Source organism: Rhodoferax sp. (assembly GCF_034519335.1).
In the GTDB taxonomy this organism is placed as follows: Bacteria; Pseudomonadota; Gammaproteobacteria; order Burkholderiales; family Burkholderiaceae_C; genus Allorhodoferax.
In genome coordinates this window covers 192,994-213,372 of the sequence record NZ_JAXHOL010000044.1, presented here as the reverse complement: position 1 = coordinate 213,372, position 20,379 = coordinate 192,994, and the positions used below count along the sequence as shown (strand labels likewise).

The following is a 20,379-nucleotide window of genomic DNA, read 5'->3' as shown; positions in this document are numbered from 1 at the left end:
GGCCCCCACGCTTCACCGCTGCGCGGGGCGCTGCCCCCCGAGGGGGCTAATTTCCCTCGGGGCGGCCTGGCGGGAAATTGCCCTGCGCGGCCCAGGGGAGGGTGTTTCCGAGGTGGTGCGCACATGACATTCTCCGTCCACGGTCTGGCCGTTTCGCGCGGCATTGCCATTGGGCGTGCGGTGCTGGTGGCTTCCAGCCGGGTGGACGTTGCGCACTACTTCGTCAAACCGGACCAGGTGCAGGCCGAGATTGAGCGTGTGCGGGCCGGGCGCGACGCGGTGGTTGACGAGATCCACCGCCTGCAGGAGAGCATCACCCGCATGGGGCCAAAAGAGGCGCCGCAGGAGCTGTCAGCCCTGCTAGATGTGCACTTGATGCTGTTGCAAGATGAGGAGTTGGTATCCGGCGTCAAGCACTGGATCACTGACCGGCTTTACAACGCCGAGTGGGCGTTGACCACACAGCTTGAAATTATTGCCCGCCATTTCGATGAAATGGAAGACGCTTACCTGCGCGAGCGCAAGGCCGACATGGAGCAGATTTGTGAGCGGGTATTGCGCGCGATGAAAGGGGCGCAGTCGCCCATCGTGCAGCCCGTGCCCCGTGGAGCGCGCAAGTCGTCCCAGCAAGACTTGTTGCTGGACGACACGGTGGATGTGCCGCTGGTGCTGATCGCGCACGACCTGTCGCCCGCCGACATGCTGCAGTTCAAGCAAAGCGTGTTTGCCGGCTTCATTACCGACGTGGGTGGCAAGACCTCGCACACTGCCATCGTGGCGCGCAGCATGGATATTCCGGCTGTGGTGGGGGCGCGCACCTGCAGCCAGCTGGTGCGCCAAGACGACTGGGTCATCATCGATGGCGACGCGGGCGTGGTCATCGTCGACCCGTCGCCCATCATCCTGGCCGAGTACGGCTTCAAGCAGCGCCAGGGTGAGCTGGAGCGCGGCCGCCTGCAGCGCCTGCTGCACACGCCCGCCATCACCATGGACGAGCAAAAGGTGCAGCTGCTGGCCAACATCGAAATGCCCGAAGATGCCCATGCCGCCCTCAAGGCTGGGGCGCTGGGCGTGGGCTTGTTTCGCAGCGAGTTCCTGTTCATGGGCCGCCAGGGCCGCCTGCCCGATGAAGAAGAGCAGTACCAGGCCTACAAGCGGGCGGTAGAGGGTATGCAGGGCTTGCCCGTCACTATCCGCACGGTGGACGTGGGGGCCGACAAGCCGCTGGATGACTCAGTGCGCGACAACGCCCACCTCAACCCCGCACTGGGCCTGCGCGCCATCCGCTGGAGCCTGGCCGACCCCGGTATGTTCCTGACGCAGCTGCGCGCCATTTTGCGGGCCGCGGCGCATGGCAAGGTGCGCATGCTGATCCCCATGCTGGCCCATGCCAACGAGATCAAGCAGACCATCGCCCACATCGACAAGGCACGCGCCCAGCTGGACCGGCGCGGCGTGGCCTACGGCCCCATCCAACTCGGCGCCATGATCGAGATTCCGGCTGCGGCATTGAGCCTGAGCCTGTTTCTCAAGTACTTTGATTTCCTCTCCATCGGCACCAACGACCTGATCCAGTACACGCTGGCGATCGACCGGGCCGACGAGTCGGTGGCGCATCTGTACGATCCCATGCACCCGGCGGTGTTGCGTTTGGTGGCTGACACCATTGCGGCGGGCCGTGCCGCGGGCAAGGACGTGAGTGTGTGCGGCGAGATGGCGGGCGATGTGGGCATGACGCGCCTGCTGCTGGGCCTGGGGCTGCGCAGCTTCTCCATGCACCCGGCGCAGATCTTGGCGGTCAAGCAAGAAGTCTTGCGCGCCGATGCCAGCAAGCTGGAGGCCTGGGCCCAAGGGGTGTGCGATGCTGAAGAGCCCGGCGAGGAACTCAGCAGTCGGCCCATGCCGCTATAAAAAGAGGAGCTGCTAGCGCAGAACCCAAAAGGGCTAGAGGCCGATTTGGCTTGAAAATGTAGCTCTGATCCTATTTGCCCGCTCGGGAGCCCAGCACGGCCGCTCCAATGATCAGGGCCGCTGCCAGCACCACCGAGGCACTGGGCCACTCGCCGCGCAGCCACAGCAGCGCCAGGGTGGACAGCAGGGGCGTGAGGAAGGACAGCACGCCAATCTGCCGCGCGTCCCCCCGCTTGAGCGCCGCATCCCACAGGTAGAACGCGCCGCCCAGCGGCCCCAGGCCCATGGCGGCCAACAGCATCCAGTCGTGCGCGTTCAGGTCCACCGCGTTTTCCAGCAGCGCATGGCACAGCAGGGACAGCAGGCCTGACACGAGCCCGAACAGCCCAATCGCAGCGCTGGGGAAGGGCGGCACGCGCCGCGTCAGCAGCGAGTAGCTGGACCAGATAAAGGCAGAGGCCAGCGCCGGGAGGTAGCCCCAAGCAAAGCCGCCCTGCAAGTCGCGCCCCCCCACAATCGCCAGCGCCGCGCCCGCAAAGCCCAGCAGCGCCGCCGCAATATGCAGCCCGTGCAGGCGCATGCCCGGCAGGAACAGCGGCGCCATCAACACAATCCCCAGCGGCCACAGGTAGTTCACCAGGTTGGCCTGCACCGGCGGCGCGTAGCGCAGCGCGATGAAGAAGAGGAAGTGGTAGCCAAACAGCCCGTACAGGCCCAGCGCCAGTGTGGGCAGCGGTACCTTCCACGGCTGCACCCGGCCGCGGGTAAGCACCAGCCCGATCAGGCTGCCAATGAGCAGCGAGCAACCCGTCAGCAGGAAGGGCGGAACGTGGGCGAGCGAGACGCCCAAGGGGGCGAGCGAGCCCCAGAGGGCAATGGCGGCAAGGGCGAGGAAAGAGGCATGCATGGCGGCAAGCTTAGCCGCAGGCGCTGTTGCCCAACCACGGTCTGCTGTTGCAGAACTGCGGTGTGGCGGACTCAGTGCCGGGTGTGTTGGCGCAGCGCGGCCGTCAGGGCCGATGCCGACTGGTAGCCGCAGCGCCGCGCAATGTCGGTCATGGCCAGACCCTGCGCGCGCAGGGTGCGGGCGCGTTGCAGGCGCAAGTCGCGCAGCCATTGCATGGGGCGCATGCCCACATCCTGCTGGCAGCGCACGGCAAATTGGGTGGGGCTCAAAAAGACTTGTCGCGCAAGGTCGGCCACGGTCAGCGGCGTGTGCAGCTGGCGCTCGCACCACTGGGTCAGGCCCTGCCAGTCGATGCGGCGCTGGTGGCGTACCGGCCGTGCCTGTGGGGTACGCCAGCAGTCGCGTAGCAGCAGCGGGCCGTAGTGCTGCGCTAGGCTGTGCTCTTGGCTCAGCGCCAGCTGCAGGTAGCGCGCCAGCGCGAGCGCCGTGGCGGGCTGCACGGGTGTGCCCACGGCGCTGGCCCAGTCAGCGTACGCCGTGTCCAGCACCAGGCAATGCGCGCCGTCCAGTGCCTCAAAGTCATGCCGCTCGCCCGGTGCAATCACGCAGCCGCTGCCCGCGGCCACGCGCTGGCCCCGGCCTTGCACTTCCAGCTCAAGCGTGCCGTCCAGGCCCAGAAGGATTTGGAAATGGTCATGCGCATGGCTGCCCGGCGAGGGACCGTACTGGCGCAGCGATAGGGAGCCATGGGCGGCGTGCATGGCCAGCAGGGGCTCAGGCCAGGCGCTGGTCGGTGGAGGGACGCTTCCACAGGTTGATGCCACCATCGACGGCGTGGCCGTCGATAGCGTCCAGCTCGGCCTGGGTGAAGCTCAGGTTCTTCATCGCGCCCACCAGGTCCACGATCTGCTCGGGCTTGCTCGCGCCGATCAGCGCGGAGGTCACGCGTGCATCGCGCAGCACCCAAGCGGTGGCCATTTGTGCCAGGCTCTGGCCCCGCGCCTGCGCGATCTCATTGAGGGCGCGCACGTGCTTGAGGTTTTGCTCGCTCAGGTGGTCCTGCTTGAAGGAGCCGCCGCCGGGGCGGTTGATGCGCGCGTCGGCGGGCACACCGTTGAGGTACTTGTTGGTCAGCAGGCCCTGGGCCAGCGCACTGAAGGCGATGCAGCCCATGCCGGTTTCTTCAAGAGCGTCCAGCAGGTCTTCCTCGATCCAGCGGTTCATCAGGCTGTAGGAGGGCTGGTGGATCAGCATGGGCACGCCCATGCTCTTGAGAATAGCCGCTGCCTCGCGCGTTTTGGTGCCCGAGTAGCTGCTGATGCCGGCGTACAGCGCCTTGCCCTGCTGCACTGCTGTGGCCAGTGCGCCCATGGTTTCTTCCAGCGGGGTGTCGGGGTCGAAGCGGTGGCTGTAGAAGATGTCCACGTACTCCAGGCCCATGCGTTTCAGGCTCTGGTCCAGGCTGGCCAGCACGTACTTGCGCGAACCGCCGCCCTGGCCGTAGGGGCCGGGCCACATGTCGTAGCCGGCCTTGCTGGAGATCAGCAGCTCATCGCGGTAGGGCTTGAAGTCGCGGCGCAGGTGTTCGCCAAAGTTGGTCTCGGCGCTGCCGTAGGGCGGGCCGTAGTTGTTGGCCAGGTCGAAGTGGGTGATGCCCAAATCGAAGGCGGTGCGCAGCATGTCGCGCTGGGTCTGGAAGGGCGTAGCGTCGCCGAAGTTGTGCCACAGGCCCAGCGACACCGCGGGGAGTTTGAGGCCGCTTTTGCCGCAGGTGCGGTAGGGAACACGTCCGTCGTATCGGTCAGAGGCTGCGTGGTACATGGTGTGATTGGAGGTTGAAAGTGACAACACGGAATCGCTATTGTTGTTCATTTTTTATGCGCTTAAATTCAGAAGAGGATTGACCTGATTTCTGTCGATGTGACGAAGCTTGTATCTCCGTCTCCCTGCATACTCCACGCCATGCATTTGAACGAATCCGACATGAAGACCCAGGAGCCTCGCCTCTGGATCAGCGACGGCTGGACGGCCCGCGTAGTGAAGAACGAAGACGACGACGGCTGGGCCGTCGCCATGACGGCGGACGGTGCCTCGGAACCCGCGCTGGTCGGCCCCTGGACCATGGGGCGCGACAAAAAGAACCCCAAGCCGCTGGACCAAAGCGCCTTTTTGACACTGGTGAAAACAGCCCGTGAATTCGTGCGCCGTAGCGAGCAGCAGTTGCACGCCAGTCTGCACCAGAGTCTGGAAGTGGCGGCCGGCGAGGGGCGCGTAAGGGTCTACCTGGACATTGAACCCGACGAGGAAAATCCCACTGCAACCCTGACGGCGAGGGATGAGGGTGATGATGTGATTGCGCAGGTCAAGGTGTCGCCCGCCTTCAAGCTCAGTCGAGCCAGTGCGGTGGCTTGGGTGGAGAGTGGCTACGCCAAGCCTTGAAGCAAAAATAGCTGCTGGCGCACATTGAGTGTGCGCCAGCAGCTATCGAATTGGTAGCGATTGGATTTTAAGCGGCAGGCGCGCTGTGAACTGTCAGTTGATTTTGAGAAAAACCGTCAGTTATTTGCAGAATCTATCTATAGATAATGAGAAAAAGTGCAGAAGTTAGTGAGACTGGATTGAATTGACTTCCCAAATCGCTAGACTGGTCAGATGCCCGTTCGCAAGATCCCCAAAAACCACCTGTTCGTCACCGGGGCCTACTCAAGTCGTAAAAGCGAGGTGATGGACCCCTTTGAGTCCCTGCTTGAAAAAGACTACCTGCTGGCGCTGGACTTTGATGATGCTGTGGAATCGTTCGAGGTGCAACCCGTTCGCATTCCAGTGAAGGGTGTACCGAGGGGGTATGTTCCCGACGTCCTCGTGAAGTACCGACCGGATCCCGAATCGGGCGAGATCAGAAAACCGCTACTAGCAGAAGTGAAGCGCAGCGACTTTTTGAAGAAACACGCTGCCGATTACGCTCCCAAGTTCGCTGCAGCGCAGGTCTATGCCGAGTCTCTCGGGTGGGAGTTCCGCACGGTCGACGAAACGGAAATTCGCCTCCCTCGGCTGGCGAACATCAAGTTCTTGCGGGAGTACCGCAATGTTGAGCCACAGGAAGCAGATTGCATGCGCGTGCTGCAAGCCATGGCTGACACCCACGGGGTTTCGTCCTCCGAGCGCATTCTGGCCACTCTCGCGTTCACCGACGACGAACGACTTTATTGGTTGCCGGTGATTTGGAGCATGGTGTTCCAGAGGCGCTTGCACACGGATCTGGATACTCCCTTCGGCGGTGATGTGGAATTGCACTTGCTAGGAGTTGCGCAATGAAAGACAGCACCACACCCACTCAGTATTGGGTAACTAAAGGGGCAACCATCACCAATGGCGGGCGTGAGTACGTCATTTTGAACCTGGCCGACGTCAATGCGGTTTTTGCCAGAGACGTGGAGACAGGCAACAAAGTGCTGCTCAAAATGGGAGACATCGGGCCGCCTACAGTAGTGGAGGCAAAGTCTGTAGCAAAAACGGCGGAGCCCGAGCTACTTGACGTCACCGAGTACGAATGGGCGATCGCCCAGAAAAGAAGGCAATGGATTGAGCCATTGCTGCTGAGTCGCTATCAGCGATCCAACGCGCTGTATGACGCGATTGCTGCAGAAGCCCAAGTCAGCAGGGCAACTGTGTACCGCTGGGTCACCGCCTATCGCGCTACCGGTACGCTCTCGTCTCTTCTTCCGATGTACCGCAATCGTGGCGGCAAAGCAAAGCCGCGCATTACGCCGGAGGTGGAGGCCATCATTGCAAAGACGTTGGCTGAGTTCCACGACACTGACCAGCATGCGTCTATCGCTGCGACCGTCAAAGAGATCCGACGCTTGTGTTCTAACGCACATCTCAAGTTGCCAGCGGCCAATACGATACGCATCAGATTGGATCAGACCAATGGACCAGAAAGGACGCTATTGCGCTATGGCGCCGCCGTGGCCCACGCCAAGCATCAACCGATTAAGGGGGTAATTCCTGACGCCGATTGGCCGTTGAGCATTGTGCAGATCGATCACACCTTGCTGCCCGTGATGATCGTGGACGACAAGCACCGCAAGTCCATCAAACGAGCTTGGATCACCTTGGCAATCGATGTGTTCAGCAGGGTGTGTTTGGGCATGTACCTTTCGCTGGAGGCTCCTTCTGCAATGTCTGCTGGCATGTGCATCAGCCACGCGATTCTTCCCAAGGACGATTGGTTGCGCCGAAGGGGCATAGTTAGCGTGGACTGGAACATGTGGGGTGTCATGGGCATTCTTCACATGGATAACGCCCGCGAGTTTCGAGGTGACATGCTGAAGTCTGCTTGCCGGGTCTATGACATCGACATCCATCTACGCCCGGTCAAGAAGCCGCGCTATGGAGCCCACATTGAACGCCTCATGGGGACCACAGTTTTATTCCGAAATAGTCGAGACTTTCTCCAATTGGCGGATGCGATGAGTCCCCGTTACCATGCAGCCGCCAGCTTTTTCTATTCACAGTCCCCTCATCCCCCATGTTCACCAATCTCGGGAGCATCCGACACCGCAATCTCACAGCACTTGGCCTCAAGCCAAAGCAACTGGCCCAAGCCTGCGGAGGCCAACCCAGAAGCTGGGCCAACCTGATATCCAGCGTAGACAAGCCTTTTGGCGAAAAAAAAGCCCGGCACATTGAGGCGTGCCTGCATTTGAAACCGGGGCAACTGGACAAGCCGGGGGCAGGCATCGAACTGACGACCCTCGTAAAAGTGCAAAAGCGTGTCCAGCGCGCCCGCACCATGACGGTGGCGCGCAACAGCGCCCACGCCATCATGAGCGACCGCCAGTTCGAGGCCATCGCAAACCTGCTTGGGACTGCTGAGCCGCTGCGAACCACCGCGTCGATGGTTTTGGTCGACGGTTGGCGAATTGTTGATGCTGCCTTGGCCTTGAACACAAAGAGGATGGTGGTCGGGCGCGTGGTCAGGCGCATGCAAGAGGCCCATATTTTGTTGGCCAGGGCCTACCTGGGTACCGAGCCAGATGCCCAACTCGCTCCCGATTGGGCCGAATCTGACGGTGGGGCGTAGGTCTGGATTTCTAGAAATCAGCCAACTTTCATCCCAGTTCCGCAGGCCCAACCGTAAAAATTGGGCCAAATATGTGGGCAAATTGGTAAAAACCCTCAAATTCACTCTTTCGGGGGATACCAAAACCGACTGTAGCTCTGTAAAGTCGCGCGCAATTCAGAGCAGTCCTCCGTTCGTTGGTGGGTGCCGTATGACAACAACAGCCACCCATGACGGAACGTTCAATCGCTCGCAGCTACCTGTACCCGCTTCGCTCAACACTTACAGCAACCTTGCTGTTCTCGGTGATGGTGGGCGCGGGTGCCCAAGCCCTCACCGATAGCCAGCGTGATGCAGCCGAGCAGCGCCGCATCCAGGAACGCGACGCCCAACTCCGCGAGCAGCAACAACGACAACCGGATGAGCGCCTGAGTGCGCCGGTTGCTGCCACCCAGCGCTTGCCTGAATCGGAATCCCCGTGCTTCCCCATCCGCCAGCTGGAACTGCGTGGCGAGGCCGCAGCTCAGTTCAGCTGGGTATTGGACAGCTTGTCCGGCCCGCAAAAAACCGATAGTCCTCTGCGCAAGTGCCTGGGTACCCAAGGCATCGGCATCTTGCTGGAGCGGGCACAGAATGCGCTGGTGGCCAAAGGTTTTGTCACAACCCGAGTGTTGACAGAGCCACAAGACCTCTCCACAGGCAGTCTGGTGCTCACTGTGGTGCCCGGCCGTGTTCGATCCGTTCGCTTTGCAGACAAAGATGGCAAGACCATCGCAGCCCCCACATCACTGGCTACTGCCGTGCCGGCCCAACCCGGCGACATCCTCAACCTGCGCGATGTGGAGCAGTCGCTGGAGAACTTCAAGCGCGTGCCCACGGCCGATGCAGACATCCAAATCACCCCAGCCGACCAGCCCGACCACAGTGATCTGGTCATTGCCTACCAAAGCACCACCCCGGTCCGGCTGTCCTTGGCGCTGGACGATAGCGGAGGCAAGAGCACCGGCCGCTACCAAAGCAGCGCCACGTTCTCTTGGGACAACCCGCTGGGCCTGAATGACCTGTTCTACCTGTCCCAAAACCACGACGCTGGCGGCGGAGACCCCGGCCCGCGCGGCACGCGGGGCTACACGGTGCATTACTCCATCCCCTACGGCTACTAGACGCTGGGCACCACCTTCAGCGAGAGCCGCTACCACCAGACCGTGATCGGCGCTACCCAAAACTACGTCTACAGCGGCACCAGCGGCAATGCAGAGCTCAAGCTCTCACGCTTGGTCTACCGCGATGCCACCCGCAAGAGCACTGTGCACCTCAAAGCCTTTGAGCGGCACTCCAACAACTACGTGGACGATACCGAAGTGCAAATTCAGCGCCGTGTAGTGGGCGGCTGGGAACTGGACCTGGGCCACAAAGAGTTTCTGGGTAGCGCCACGCTGGACGCCAACCTGGCCTACAAACGCGGCACACGGGACTTTGCGGCCATGGACGCCCCTGAGGAATCCACCGGGCAAGGCACCGCCCGCTTCACCCTGTGGGTGGCCGACGTCACTTTCAACCAGCCCTTCAAGTGGCTAGCCCAGTCCTTGCGCTACCAGGCCAACCTGCGGCTGCAAGGCAATGAAACACCGCTCACCCCGCAAGACCGTTTCAGCATAGGCGGACGCTACAGCGTGCGTGGCTTTGATGGCGAAGGCAGCCTCTCGGGCGACAACGGCTGGCTGCTGCGCCAAGAGTTGGGTTGGACGCTGGGCAGCAGCGGGCAAGAGCTGTACCTCGGCATTGATGCAGGCGGCGTGAGCGGCCAAAGCACAGAACAACTGGCAGGCAAAGCCCTGAGCGGCGGCGTGGTGGGCCTGCGGGGCAACTACCGCAAGCTGCAGTACGACATCTTTGTAGGCGCCCCGCTGTACCAACCCTCGGGCTTCAAGACCGCAGAGACCACAGCCGGGTTCAGCATGAATCTGGCGTTTTGACTGTTTGTAACCGTGGACCAGTCCACTTTTTAGAGAAAGTAGTTTCATGAAATCTATCTCCCGTGCCGCCACAGCTATCGCTTTGACAACCGCGATGGCATCTACAGCCAGCTTTGGGCAAACCGCCTCCAAATCCAGCTTCACGGGCTTCGGTATTGGTGCCAACCTATCGTTCGTTAAAAACTCCATGGACGTGACGAGTGGCCTTTCCGACCTATCCAACAACAGCACGGAGGCTTCCATAACTGCTAGCTATGGCTACGCTATGGGCAAAGACTGGGTCGGTACTTTAGGCCTATCGTTGGGTCTAAAGAACTCTGACTACGGCAGCTATACCAGTGGTGGTGTCACCAGTACAGCAACCGCTAAACAGCACATCGCGGTGTCTTTTGCACCGGGCTACCGTATCAGCAACGATGGCTTGGTCTACGGAAAGCTAGCGCTGCACCAAATGACGGTCAACTACATGTCCACCTCAGGCTTCGACATGACCAAAACCCATCAAGGAACCGGCTTTGGCATTGGATATGCACATGCCTTGACCCCATCTTTGGAATTCAGCGCCGAGTACGAAACTGTGAAGTTCGACACCCAGAACACAGCAGCCAACTCAACTGCACAGCCCAAGCAAGGCAATCTGAATTTAGGAATTACCTACAGGTTCTAACGAATCGTAGGCAGTCCCAACGGCCACTTCACGCCACACCAATCCAATTCTTTGAATCTCAGAATATGAACCAGAACCTATTCCGTCTCGTCTTCAACGCAGCCCGAGGCCAGGTAATGGCGGTGAGTGAGGTGGCCATTGGCAAGGGCAAACCGGCCAGTGGCGAACACCGAGGGCGCAATGTTGGGCTGGCGTTGTTTGCTTTTGCACTGTCGCCCCTGGCTTGGGGCCAAGTTGTCGCGGATCCCAATGCAGCAGGCAATCAGAAACCCCAGATCGTGACGAGTGCCAACGGCGTCACCCAAGTCAACATCCAGGCCCCCAGCGCGGCGGGGGTGAGCCGCAACGTCTACAGCCAGTTTGATGTGGGCGCCGCTGGCGTCATCTTGAACAACGCCACCGCCAACGTGCAAACCCAGCTGGGTGGCTGGGTGCAGAACAACGGCAACCTGGCTGCTGGCTCTGCCCGCGTCATCCTCAACGAAGTCAATTCCAGCAACCCGAGCCAGCTCAAAGGATTCGTGGAAGTGGCCGGCCAGCGCGCTGAAGTCATCATCGCTAATCCAGCGGGCATCGCCGTAAATGGTGGTGGCTTTATCAATGCCAGTGGCGTCACGCTGACCACCGGTGCGCCGGTTCTCAATGGCGGCAACCTTGATGGCTACCGCGTGCAACGCGGCACCGTCACGGTAGACGGCGCTGGGCTGGACACCAGCAATGCCGACTTCACCAACATTATTGCTCGCGCCGTGCAAGTCAACGCCGGCATCTGGGCCAAAGACCTCAAAGTTACCACCGGCGCCAATGAAGTCAACGCCGCCAACACCAGTGCCACGGCTATAGCAGGCACAGGCACTGTCCCTACCGTAGCGCTGGACGTAGCTGCGCTGGGCGGCATGTATGCGGGCAAGATCACGCTGGTTGGTACAGAGGCAGGACTGGGCGTAAACAACGCCGGATCGATTGCTGCCAATGGCGGCGCCCTGGTTGTGCAAGCCAATGGTCTGTTAGCCAACACTGGCTTGATCGAAGGCAAAACCGCGCTCATTAAGGCCACCACGGTCAACAATACCGGCGCCGGAAAAATCTACGGCGATACGGTCGCTGTCCAAGCGGACACCCTGAACAACACCCCCGCAGTGGTGGGCCAGAGCGCCCCGATCATTGCAGCCCGGACTGGCCGGATGGATTTGGGTGTGGGTACGCTGAACAACCAAGAGGGTGCTGTCATCTATAGCCAAGGCGACATGGCGATTGGCGGAAGTCTGGATGCAAACAACCAGGCAACTGGCCGCGCTAGTACGATCACCAACAACAGCGCCACCATCGAATCTCTAGGCTCGATGGATATCAAAACCCAGAACATCACAAACAGCTACACATCGCTCACCTATGAAGTGGACAAAGTCTCTGAACTGCCAGGCAGCAGTGGTTGCGGTGACAGTTGTTACTCAAACTACACCGAGACGACCTACCGTGCAGTCGCTGTAGAGGGAGTGAACGGCGCGGGCAAGATTCTGGCAAGCAATAACATCACATTGGACGCGAGCAACAACGCGCTCAACAGCAGCGGCCAGATTCTGGCTGGTGCTGCGCTGAACGTCACCGGAGCAACAGTGAACAACCAGGGCATTGACGTTGCCCTGTTCAAAGAGCAGCGCGGCACCACCTACCAGCGGCGTACTGCGCGGTACTGGGACTGGGGATGGAAAGAGCGCGCATGGTGGGAGGAAAGCGGCTACAGCAACGATGTGGCGGACAACCAGACCGTACAGCGGGGCGAGTCACCGCCCACGTCACCCTCGGCACGCAGTGCATTCAGCCCCAGCGCCAGTACATTGGGGAACTTGCCCACATCGGCCCAGTACCGCATCAACAACAACCTGGGAGCTGCGTACATCGTAGAAGCCGATCCGCGCTTTGCCAATATGCGCAACTGGCTAGGCAGCGACTACATGCTGGCCAGCCTGGCCCTGGACCCCAGCGTCACCCAAAAACGCCTGGGCGACGGCTTCTATGAACAGCGCTTGATCAATGAACAAGTGGCCCAGCTCACTGGCCGCCGCTACTTGGGCAACTACACCAGCGATGAAGCCCAGTACCAGGCCCTCATGAACGGCGCAATCACCTTCGCCCAAACCTACCAGCTGCGTCCCGGCATCGCCCTGACTGCAGCGCAAGTGGCCCAACTCACCAGCGATATCGTCTGGCTGGTAGAAAAAGAAGTCACCCTCAAGGATGGCAGCAAACAAAAGGCCTTGGTGCCGCAGGTGTACGCCATGGTGCGCGAAGGCGATTTGTCCACCACGGGCGCACTCCTGTCGGGCAACACCGTCAACATCAACACCACAGGGGATGTGAGCAACAGCGGCTCCATTCTGGGGCGCCAGCTGGTGCAGATCACGGCACAGAACGTGAATAATCTGGCTGGCTTAGTCCAGGCAGACACGGTCAAGCTGGACGCCACGCAAGACATCAACAACATAGGCGGCACAGTTGCGGCACAAAGCAGTTTGATCGCAACGGCGGGTCGCGATCTGAACGTGCAAAGCACCACCAAGCAGACCGCCAGCACTGGAAGCGGTGGCGGTTCTGGCCAAGGATTGGCGGTAGTGATCGGTGGCGCGGGCGGCGGAGGGGGTGTCAAAACCACCAACGAAGCAGTCAGCCGCGTCGCCGGTTTGTATGTCAGCAAAGCAGGCGGCACCCTGCTGGCCAGTGCAGGCCGAGATGCCAACCTGATAGGCGCATTGATCCAAAGTGGTGGAGATGTAACCATCACCGCTGCAGACAACCTGAACCTGAAGACGGTCAACACCAGCAGCACCTTTGATGCCACCCTTAATGCCGACAACTTCAACCGCCAGAGCCAAAGCGCAGAAGTCGGCACCACCATCCAAAGCACGGGCCAGGTAAAGCTCCAAGCTGGAAAAGACATTGCCGCCCGCGCCGCTGACGTTCAGAGCAATGCCAATGTCGTAGCCACGGCGGGTGGCTCCGTCACTATCGAAGCAGGCGTGGCAACCAGTGCGCAGTCGTCCGGCCGCACCACGGCTGGCAGCAGCTTCTTTGCCTCCAACCTGAGCACTGATCGCCAGTCCAGCAGCCAAACCCAGGCAGTGGCTAGCAACTTCGGTGGCAGCAATGTGACGGTCAACAGTGGTAAGGACATCGGCATCAAGGCTTCCAACGTCGTGGCTGACAAAGATGTGACGCTGACCGCTGCGAACAACGTCAAGATTGAAGCCGGTACCAACACCCAGACTCGGAGCAGTTTCTCGGCAAAGAGCGAGTCGGGGCTGATGAGTGGCGGTGACTTGGGCCTAAGCGTGGGTACCCGTGAGCAAAGCACCGATCAAAAGTCCACCAGTACCACTGCAGCCGCCAGCACCGTAGGCAGCACAGGCGGCAATGTGAAAATCACTGCCGGCCAGACGTTTACCCAAACCGGCAGCGATGTGTTGGCCACCAGCACCGTCGCAGGCACTGGCAACATCGACATCACCGCCAAGAAAGTGGACATCGTAGAAGCCAGAGAAACAAGTGCCTCTGAGACCAAGACAGAATTCAAGCAAAGCGGCATCACCCTGAGCTTGAGCAACCCTGTGGTGAGTGCCGCTCAGACCATGCAAAAGATGGCCACGGCTGCCGAAAACACCAAGAGCGACCGTATGAAGGCGTTGGCCGCTGCAAGTGCAGCCATGGCCTCAAAAGGTGCGATTAAAGAGCTGGGTGATTTGATGAACGGTCAAGCCAGTAAGGCAACCGATTTGGAATTCAACATCAGCATAGGCAGCTCCAGCAGCGAAAGCAAATCCACCAACACCAGCAACACCGCGCGCGGCAGCACGGTCAGTGCAGGTGGCAACACCACCATCCGCGCCACCGGTGACGCGCAAAACAGCAACCTGACCCTCCAAGGCAGCACCGTCCAGTCTGGCGACACCACCACCCTCCAAGCCGACAACCAGGTGCTACTGCTGGCCGCCGTCAACACGAGCACGCAGACCAGTGATCAAAAGTCCAGCTCTGGCAGCGTGGGTGTGACACTGGGCAAAGGTAAGTTTGGAGTCACTGTCTCTGCAAGCCAAGGAAGCGGTGACGGCAACGGCCAGGATGTGTACTACACCAACACCCAAGTTCAGGGCGGCAAGGTGGTCAACATCCAAAGCGGTGGCGATACCACCCTTAGGGGCGCAGTCGTCAAGGCTGAAGCTGTGAACGCAGTAGTAGCAGGAAACCTCAATATTGAGAGCCTGCAAGACAGCAGCAGTTACAAAGAGTCCAGCCAGAACAGCAGCGGCTCTGCCACGATTGGCTATGGCGCTGGTGGTAGCGTCAGTGTGGGCGCCACCAAGATCAACAGCGACTACCAAAGCGTCACCGAGCAAAGCGGCATACGCGCAGGCGACGGCGGCTTTAACGTCAACGTGCAAGGCAACACCGACTTGAAGGCTGGCGCCATCACCAGCACCCAAAAGGCGATTGACGACAACAAGAACAGCTTCCAGACGGCAAAGCTAACTACCAGCGATATCCAGAACAGCGCCAGCTACTCCGCAGAGAGCTACCAGGTGAGCGTAGGCAGCAGTGGTGGCAGTGCGGGGGCCGGGCAAGACAGTGGCAGTGCAAGCAGCACCACCAAGGCGGCCATCAGCGGGATTGCGGGGAACCAAGCGGCAAGGACGGGGGATGCGGAGACGGGTATCCAGAAGATATTTGATCAGGCCCAAGTCACCAAAGAGGTTAATGCGCAGGTGGCGATTACCAGTGAGTTTGGCAAGCAGGTGGTACCCGTAGCCTCCAAGTTTGCTGACAACAAAGCCATAGAGCTGCGCAGGCAAGGCAATGAAGCGGAGGCTGCCAAATGGGATGAAGGCGGGCTCTACAGAACCGCGATGTACGGAGGTCTGGGAGCGTTGACCGGTGGCACGGGTGGCGCTGCCGGTGCCGTGGCAGCCCAACAAACTGTTCCGATCATTGGCGAGGAGATTGCAAATCTTAACTTGCCGGAAGAGGTGCGCCAGGGATTGACCACCTTGATGGGCACAGTCATCGGTGCTGCGGCAGGGGGTGCTGCTGGAGCTTCCGCTGCTCTGCCACAGACCGCACTGAACTATGTAAGCCACAGCCCGTTTGCGTCGGTACGCAGGACCGTCAGTCAAGAAAACGCCCGCTTGATGAACCAATGTGGAAACCAGTGCACCTTGAATGACATGCGCAACATCGATCTGCAAATGCAGAAGCTCGAAGCTGCGGGCAATCTGGTGGCCATCAGTCAGAACAGCAAGCTCACAACAGAGCAAGCCATGCGACTGGGTGAGAACCTAGCAGCGCTACTGCCGCTCTACGGCACGCCTATCGCGTTATATCAAGCCATAACCGGTAAAAGCCTATCTGGGGAAGAACTCTCAACGGCTGAGCGAGTGCTCAACGTTGCTGCGTCGGCATTGCCCTTGGGAGGCGCAGCCTACAAGTTGGTGACCTCTGCTGCTAGCGACATGGCAAAAATGTCTGGCAGTATTGGGCGAGTCCACGGATTCAAATCGGCTGAAGAGGTGAACTCACTGATGGGCGCATTCAACAAATCGCCAGCGTGGAAAGAGGGAACCCAAATCGCTGAAGCCACCCTCAAGCCAGGGACCAAAGTGCAGATGGTGGTAGATAAAGCGGCGTATGACCGAATAATCAAATCGGATACGTCATATGTAGGAAATTGGGCTTCGTTTGACAACATCCCCAACCAAGCATTTGCGCGTAACGACTTGGCTATCACTACTGGCTTCAAGAAGGATGTGGGCTATGTTGTGGAGTTGGAGATCATCAAGCCGCTCAATGCGCAGATTGGAGTTGTGGGAAAACAGGGATCAGCTGGCGGGGGGGCTAACCAATTGAATTTCTTGTTCCCTCCGCGCAATGGAGCTGAGTACTTTAAATTTGTGAATGGAAACAAGTTGCCATGAATTTGGTCTCAAACCTGATTTGCCACAACAATCGAGGTGATTTCCTTCCGGAATTGACCTTCACAGAGGATTACGAGGTCTGGAGAAGAAGCAACCCAGATGATCCGGTTTTTGGCCCAATCGTAAAACACACGTGGCATGTTGATGGTGTGCAAATTGAGCGACTAAATCAGCGCAATGATCCGTTATATGAGCTTCCAGATGCTACTGGTTTTCTCTTGTGCGAGCATGTCGAACGCTCAGACAACCTCGTGCTGTTGGACGTCTACGGCAAAGAGCGTGTGCGCTTGGCAATGCCTTGGCAACTGACCCAAAGACCCACATCGCAGAGCGCGGGTTACCCAAGCCGTTTCCTGGGGCTCACCACACCGTGGGACAACCCCAAGACAGGTCAGCTCGGTAAGTTTGCCGTTCTGGCGTGGGTGGAATACGCAGGCGACTATGCCTTTGAACTTGATTGGAAAACAGGTCAATTCCTGTGGGGGTATTTCCTAGAGCGGGGGTAGGTAATAAATACTCAACGTATGTTGGCCTATCGGTTTTGACGCGTAGAACCCAGTGTGTTGACGCCGACCGAAAACTGACCCCCAGTGGAGCAGATTTCGAGGAAAGTTAACATTCAATTAGTCAAACTTTTTTCTACACAAAATTTCAGCAGCAAATAAATTTCGTTTCGAATTGTTTGTATCTGCGACGTATCCATCAAGTCTAAGCCATGAACAATACCATTTAGTTTTTTAGTATGCATCTTGGCTTTTTTTGAGGCCAACCATAGCCGTGGTTTCTCTTCAATTCCAAAGATGTTTATAGCAACTCTTTCATCGGAAATCCAAGCCAGCATCATTACCAAATCGATTCCTTGGATGGCCCGTTGCGCCTCTGAGTGATTCTTTTTCTCGCCTTCTGATGAAGAGTAAAAATGATTCTTTACCGCTTCGAAATTTTTTGACTTTTTGACAAACTGACGCAGAGAACTTTCTAGTATTGCCCGCAATAGTATTGCGCTTGCACACGGTGCAACGTCACATCGCAAATTTATTGCCTCGATAATAAAACCATTTAAGACCGGATCAGCTGAATGAGGGAATTCAACGGGGAGGACAGTATCCCAATTTTTTGGATGCATCTGCTGGTTTTTTCCTGCGGACGGGAAAGGTTTTTGCTTGCCATCACCAGCACGAATACTCGTTGCGACCAACTCATCGTTCTTACGGAGACTCACTGATTCATTAGAATTACCTCCATTGACGCCGCTAGATAATGGATTTTTTAAGGCTGTGGTTGAATAGAGTTTCTTGACAGATTGCCGGTATAAGTCTGCGATAGGCTGAAGCTCATCCCTCACTTGGACAAATAATCGACCATCTGTCTTCAGTGCGGTTTTAAGTGTATTCCACGGCATCTTTTGTGGATCCTCGGATACGAACCGAACGATACATATGAAGCCGTTGTACTCGGAGTGCCATTTCGTTTTCCAGCCATGCTCATTGGCTGTGCTACTAGACACGATTACGCGATCATTACATATGAAATACAAGCCAAACTCATCGGTCAACGTCTTATTCATTGCCAATGAATAACCATCTTCCGCTGGGAAATAATATTTCCCATGCACTCCGGAATCAATGTAGACATCCACTCCTTCAACCTTAACAGGTTTACTAATGGGAGTGAATTTGGAATTTTTTCGGATAGTTGGCAAATTGCCATTTGCTCTTGCGCATGCTCCAAAATAGGAGTTCGAAATGCTGATTCGTAAACCCTTAGCGGTGTAAGCTGCATAACGGATTTTTAATACTTTTATTGCATTTTCAAACCATGACTGGCTTTGAATCTCGTATTGAATATTTGACTTGACTTCTGAAACCACGAATAGCGTCTTTCGATGACCAGAAGAGCTGTATGCCGCTGCCATCAGCTTCTTATCACCGGAAATCATTTCACTATCAAAATGCATCTTGAATGCAATGCTCCCATTGTCGGACGACATGGAGAATTGCCTACCAAATTTCAACAGCGCGCGCTTGAGGCCTAGGCCATAGTGACCGATGCCGTACTTGTGACTAGAAGTATCCGCGGTTCTGAAGGCATGAAGCGACAGTGTCGATTCGTCCATACCGAGACAATTGTCTAAAACACTTATACTTTTTTTCCCTAAGCGAATAATTATCTTATATCCTGAATAATCGACTGGGAGGCCGTAAATATCCCGTTCAAAATTTTTTGAAATTAGATGGTCGCGAGCCGCATCAATAGAGTTGTCTATCAAATCAAAAATTGACTCAAGAACAGTGATATCTGTAGTCAGCGTGTTTTCCAAATAATTCGAATTGACTCCAGTCTTGATTTCGATTTCTTTAATGATCGATTTAGTCATTTGTCTCTGAAATTCAAATTATGCTGCTATCATATTGGCGTGAATCACAGGTGCCAATTTCGCTTTGATCACGCTCAATACCCCCTCTGACACCAAAGGTGACACGCTATTTCCAATCATTCTGAAGCTATGCCATTTTGTATTATGGAAGGCAAACCAATCGGGGAAGCCTTGAAGTCTGGCGGCCTCCCGCACTGTGATTACTCTGGGCATACTTGGATGCAAGGGGCGCACCGCTTGGTGGCTTCCTTTGTCGGCACCAGTACCCGCTCTAAGTGTTGGACATACGCCATCCCAAGATAATCTCTTTGAGCGGCTAACGGGATCAGTTTCTCCAGGAACAATTGATCCATAACGCGCGCTTACTTTGGGGTGATGTTTTGTATCGAAGTTACCTGAAACCAAGCCTCGCTTCAGATAATCTATTGCTATCGGCCAACCCAAATTGCCACTGGGTAGGGTGCGCATCTTGAGTGCGTATTGTGAAAGTGTTTTGGTGGTTCTGTATTTTGTCCACCCATACTGAGTTGCATCCTTTTGCTGCGGCACAGGCTCGCTTATATCCTCTATGGCATCTTTCACCGTGACTGCCGTTTTATTGACCGACAGAATTTCTGCGATAGAAATTGCATTCATCACAAGCGGATCGTAGCCAACAACAACGACCCGTTTACGCTTTGTTGGAGCTCCAAATTTAGATGCATCCACCACCACAGGAGGTAAAACGTGGTATTTTTTGTCCACTACTTTGATGGCATCAAATAGCTCGTTAGAGTTTTTTTCATCTAACAAGCCTTCAACGTTTTCCATAACGAAGAATTTGGGGGAAATTATGTTGACTGTTCTGAAAAAATGTCTCAATAGTGAACGCCTAGGATCATTCACATCACCTTTTCCCATGCGGCTGTAGCCTTGGCAAGGTGGGCCCCCAATCACGCCGTCGATTTGTTGATCCTCCAGTAGTGCGGCCCATTCCTTTGCCCCCATCTTGGATAGATCGCCATTAGTTACTTTTGTATTTGGAAAATTTCTGGCGTATGCAGATTGAAGTGTTTTTTCGATATCTACGGCGATAGTCACATCAAAACCAGCAAGCTTTGCCCCCAAACCGAATCCACCACAGCCGCAAAACAGGTCAACAATTTTCGCCACTTTTAACTCCTAGCTTAATGATCGCGCGCGGAGTGTATAAAAAAAACGCGTTCCTGTCGACCGCTATTTTCGAGTGGCCGTTCTACCACAAACGACGAGCCGACTTGACTTGTGGCCCATGTTTTGTTGGATCTAATTGAAAGTAGCACTTTGTGAAGAGAGGCGATATTGAGAAGCAAAAGACTTTATCTGGCATTGGCCAATTTGGATATCCCCCAAACGGGTGAATTTGTAGTCAAATCCGCTGGTATTTGCTGAGCACGTCAATCGTCAACTCCGTTTTGTATACGAATCGAAACAAGTACCTTCCAATTAAGATCACGCCTGCACATAGTACGGCTCTTGGGCATGTCGTGTACTG

At 57.1% G+C, this 20,379-nt stretch carries 13 protein-coding genes and 1 pseudogene; 9 read left to right on the top strand and 5 right to left on the bottom strand.

Annotated features, from left to right (window positions below; translation table 11 throughout):
* Window positions 1-123 precede the first annotated feature (123 nt).
* Window positions 124-1,911 (top strand): phosphoenolpyruvate--protein phosphotransferase, encoded by a 1,788-nt coding sequence (ptsP, locus tag U5O12_RS20255; RefSeq protein ID WP_322580383.1) that lies wholly within the window; start codon window positions 124-126, stop codon window positions 1,909-1,911.
* A gap of 70 nt (window positions 1,912-1,981) precedes the next feature.
* Here ptsP and U5O12_RS20250 read toward each other — a convergent pair whose 3' ends face one another.
* From U5O12_RS20250 to mgrA, 3 genes are all read right to left on the bottom strand, one after another.
* The gene (locus tag U5O12_RS20250) at window positions 1,982-2,818 is read right to left on the bottom strand and encodes a DMT family transporter (RefSeq protein WP_322580382.1); all 837 of its coding nucleotides are present in this window, start codon (window positions 2,816-2,818) and stop codon (window positions 1,982-1,984) included.
* Between the two features lie 71 nt (window positions 2,819-2,889).
* Window positions 2,890-3,579: an AraC family transcriptional regulator gene (locus U5O12_RS20245; RefSeq protein WP_322580381.1), complete on the bottom strand. Its 690-nt coding sequence runs from the start codon at window positions 3,577-3,579 to the stop codon at window positions 2,890-2,892.
* Between the two features lie 13 nt (window positions 3,580-3,592).
* Window positions 3,593-4,639: an L-glyceraldehyde 3-phosphate reductase gene (gene mgrA / locus U5O12_RS20240; RefSeq protein WP_322580380.1), complete on the bottom strand. Its 1,047-nt coding sequence runs from the start codon at window positions 4,637-4,639 to the stop codon at window positions 3,593-3,595.
* Window positions 4,640-4,780: 141 nt separating this feature from the next.
* Between mgrA and U5O12_RS20235 the strand changes: the two genes are divergently transcribed.
* The 8 genes and pseudogenes from U5O12_RS20235 (at window position 4,781) to U5O12_RS20200 (ending at window position 16,995) form a co-directional block, all read left to right on the top strand.
* Complete coding sequence (locus tag U5O12_RS20235; RefSeq protein WP_322580379.1) at window positions 4,781-5,257, top strand: hypothetical protein; 477 nt, start codon at window positions 4,781-4,783, stop codon at window positions 5,255-5,257.
* A gap of 213 nt (window positions 5,258-5,470) precedes the next feature.
* Complete coding sequence (locus tag U5O12_RS20230) at window positions 5,471-6,133, top strand: TnsA endonuclease N-terminal domain-containing protein (protein ID WP_322580378.1); 663 nt, start codon at window positions 5,471-5,473, stop codon at window positions 6,131-6,133.
* On the top strand, window positions 6,130-7,461 hold the full coding sequence (locus tag U5O12_RS20225) for a DDE-type integrase/transposase/recombinase (protein WP_322580377.1): 1,332 nt from the start codon (window positions 6,130-6,132) through the stop codon (window positions 7,459-7,461). The genes U5O12_RS20230 and U5O12_RS20225 overlap by 4 nt, the downstream gene beginning before the upstream one ends.
* A 62-nt stretch (window positions 7,462-7,523) precedes the next feature.
* Window positions 7,524-7,904 carry a hypothetical protein gene (locus U5O12_RS20220; RefSeq protein ID WP_322580376.1) on the top strand — a complete coding sequence of 127 codons (381 nt, stop codon included), beginning with the start codon at window positions 7,524-7,526 and terminating at the stop codon, window positions 7,902-7,904.
* Between the two features lie 209 nt (window positions 7,905-8,113).
* A pseudogene (locus U5O12_RS20215) lies at window positions 8,114-9,859 on the top strand (ShlB/FhaC/HecB family hemolysin secretion/activation protein).
* A 46-nt stretch (window positions 9,860-9,905) separates the two neighbouring features.
* A complete protein-coding gene (locus tag U5O12_RS20210; RefSeq protein ID WP_322580375.1) occupies window positions 9,906-10,526 on the top strand; it encodes a porin family protein in 621 nt (206 codons plus the stop codon).
* 65 nt (window positions 10,527-10,591) lie between these two features.
* A complete protein-coding gene (locus U5O12_RS20205) occupies window positions 10,592-16,489 on the top strand; it encodes a hemagglutinin repeat-containing protein (protein WP_322580374.1) in 5,898 nt (1,965 codons plus the stop codon).
* Entirely contained in the window at window positions 16,486-16,995 is a 510-nt protein-coding gene (locus U5O12_RS20200) for a hypothetical protein (protein WP_322580373.1), read from the top strand. The genes U5O12_RS20205 and U5O12_RS20200 overlap by 4 nt, the downstream gene beginning before the upstream one ends.
* A 113-nt stretch (window positions 16,996-17,108) precedes the next feature.
* On the opposite strand, the gene U5O12_RS20195 is transcribed toward U5O12_RS20200, so the two are convergent.
* Together U5O12_RS20195 and U5O12_RS20190 are read right to left on the bottom strand one after the other, a co-directional pair.
* Window positions 17,109-18,866 carry an ATP-binding protein gene (locus tag U5O12_RS20195; protein ID WP_322580372.1) on the bottom strand — a complete coding sequence of 586 codons (1,758 nt, stop codon included), beginning with the start codon at window positions 18,864-18,866 and terminating at the stop codon, window positions 17,109-17,111.
* Between the two features lie 18 nt (window positions 18,867-18,884).
* A complete protein-coding gene (locus tag U5O12_RS20190; RefSeq protein ID WP_322580371.1) occupies window positions 18,885-20,018 on the bottom strand; it encodes a DNA cytosine methyltransferase in 1,134 nt (377 codons plus the stop codon).
* Window positions 20,019-20,379 lie beyond the last annotated feature (361 nt).

Bases quoted from the DNA above. Each gene is read 5' to 3' on its own strand.
- U5O12_RS20205 (WP_322580374.1), top strand. From the start codon at position 10,592: ATGAACCAGAACCTATTCCGTCTCGTCTTCAACGCAGCCCGAGGCCAG.
- U5O12_RS20200 (WP_322580373.1), top strand. From the start codon at position 16,486: ATGAATTTGGTCTCAAACCTGATTTGCCACAACAATCGAGGTGATTTC.
- U5O12_RS20225 (WP_322580377.1), top strand. From the start codon at position 6,130: ATGAAAGACAGCACCACACCCACTCAGTATTGGGTAACTAAAGGGGCA.
- U5O12_RS20235 (WP_322580379.1), top strand. From the start codon at position 4,781: ATGCATTTGAACGAATCCGACATGAAGACCCAGGAGCCTCGCCTCTGG.
- mgrA (WP_322580380.1), bottom strand. From the start codon at position 4,639: ATGTACCACGCAGCCTCTGACCGATACGACGGACGTGTTCCCTACCGC.
- U5O12_RS20250 (WP_322580382.1), bottom strand. From the start codon at position 2,818: ATGCATGCCTCTTTCCTCGCCCTTGCCGCCATTGCCCTCTGGGGCTCG.
- U5O12_RS20195 (WP_322580372.1), bottom strand. From the start codon at position 18,866: ATGACTAAATCGATCATTAAAGAAATCGAAATCAAGACTGGAGTCAAT.
- U5O12_RS20210 (WP_322580375.1), top strand. From the start codon at position 9,906: ATGAAATCTATCTCCCGTGCCGCCACAGCTATCGCTTTGACAACCGCG.
- ptsP (WP_322580383.1), top strand. From the start codon at position 124: ATGACATTCTCCGTCCACGGTCTGGCCGTTTCGCGCGGCATTGCCATT.
- U5O12_RS20230 (WP_322580378.1), top strand. From the start codon at position 5,471: ATGCCCGTTCGCAAGATCCCCAAAAACCACCTGTTCGTCACCGGGGCC.
- U5O12_RS20245 (WP_322580381.1), bottom strand. From the start codon at position 3,579: ATGCACGCCGCCCATGGCTCCCTATCGCTGCGCCAGTACGGTCCCTCG.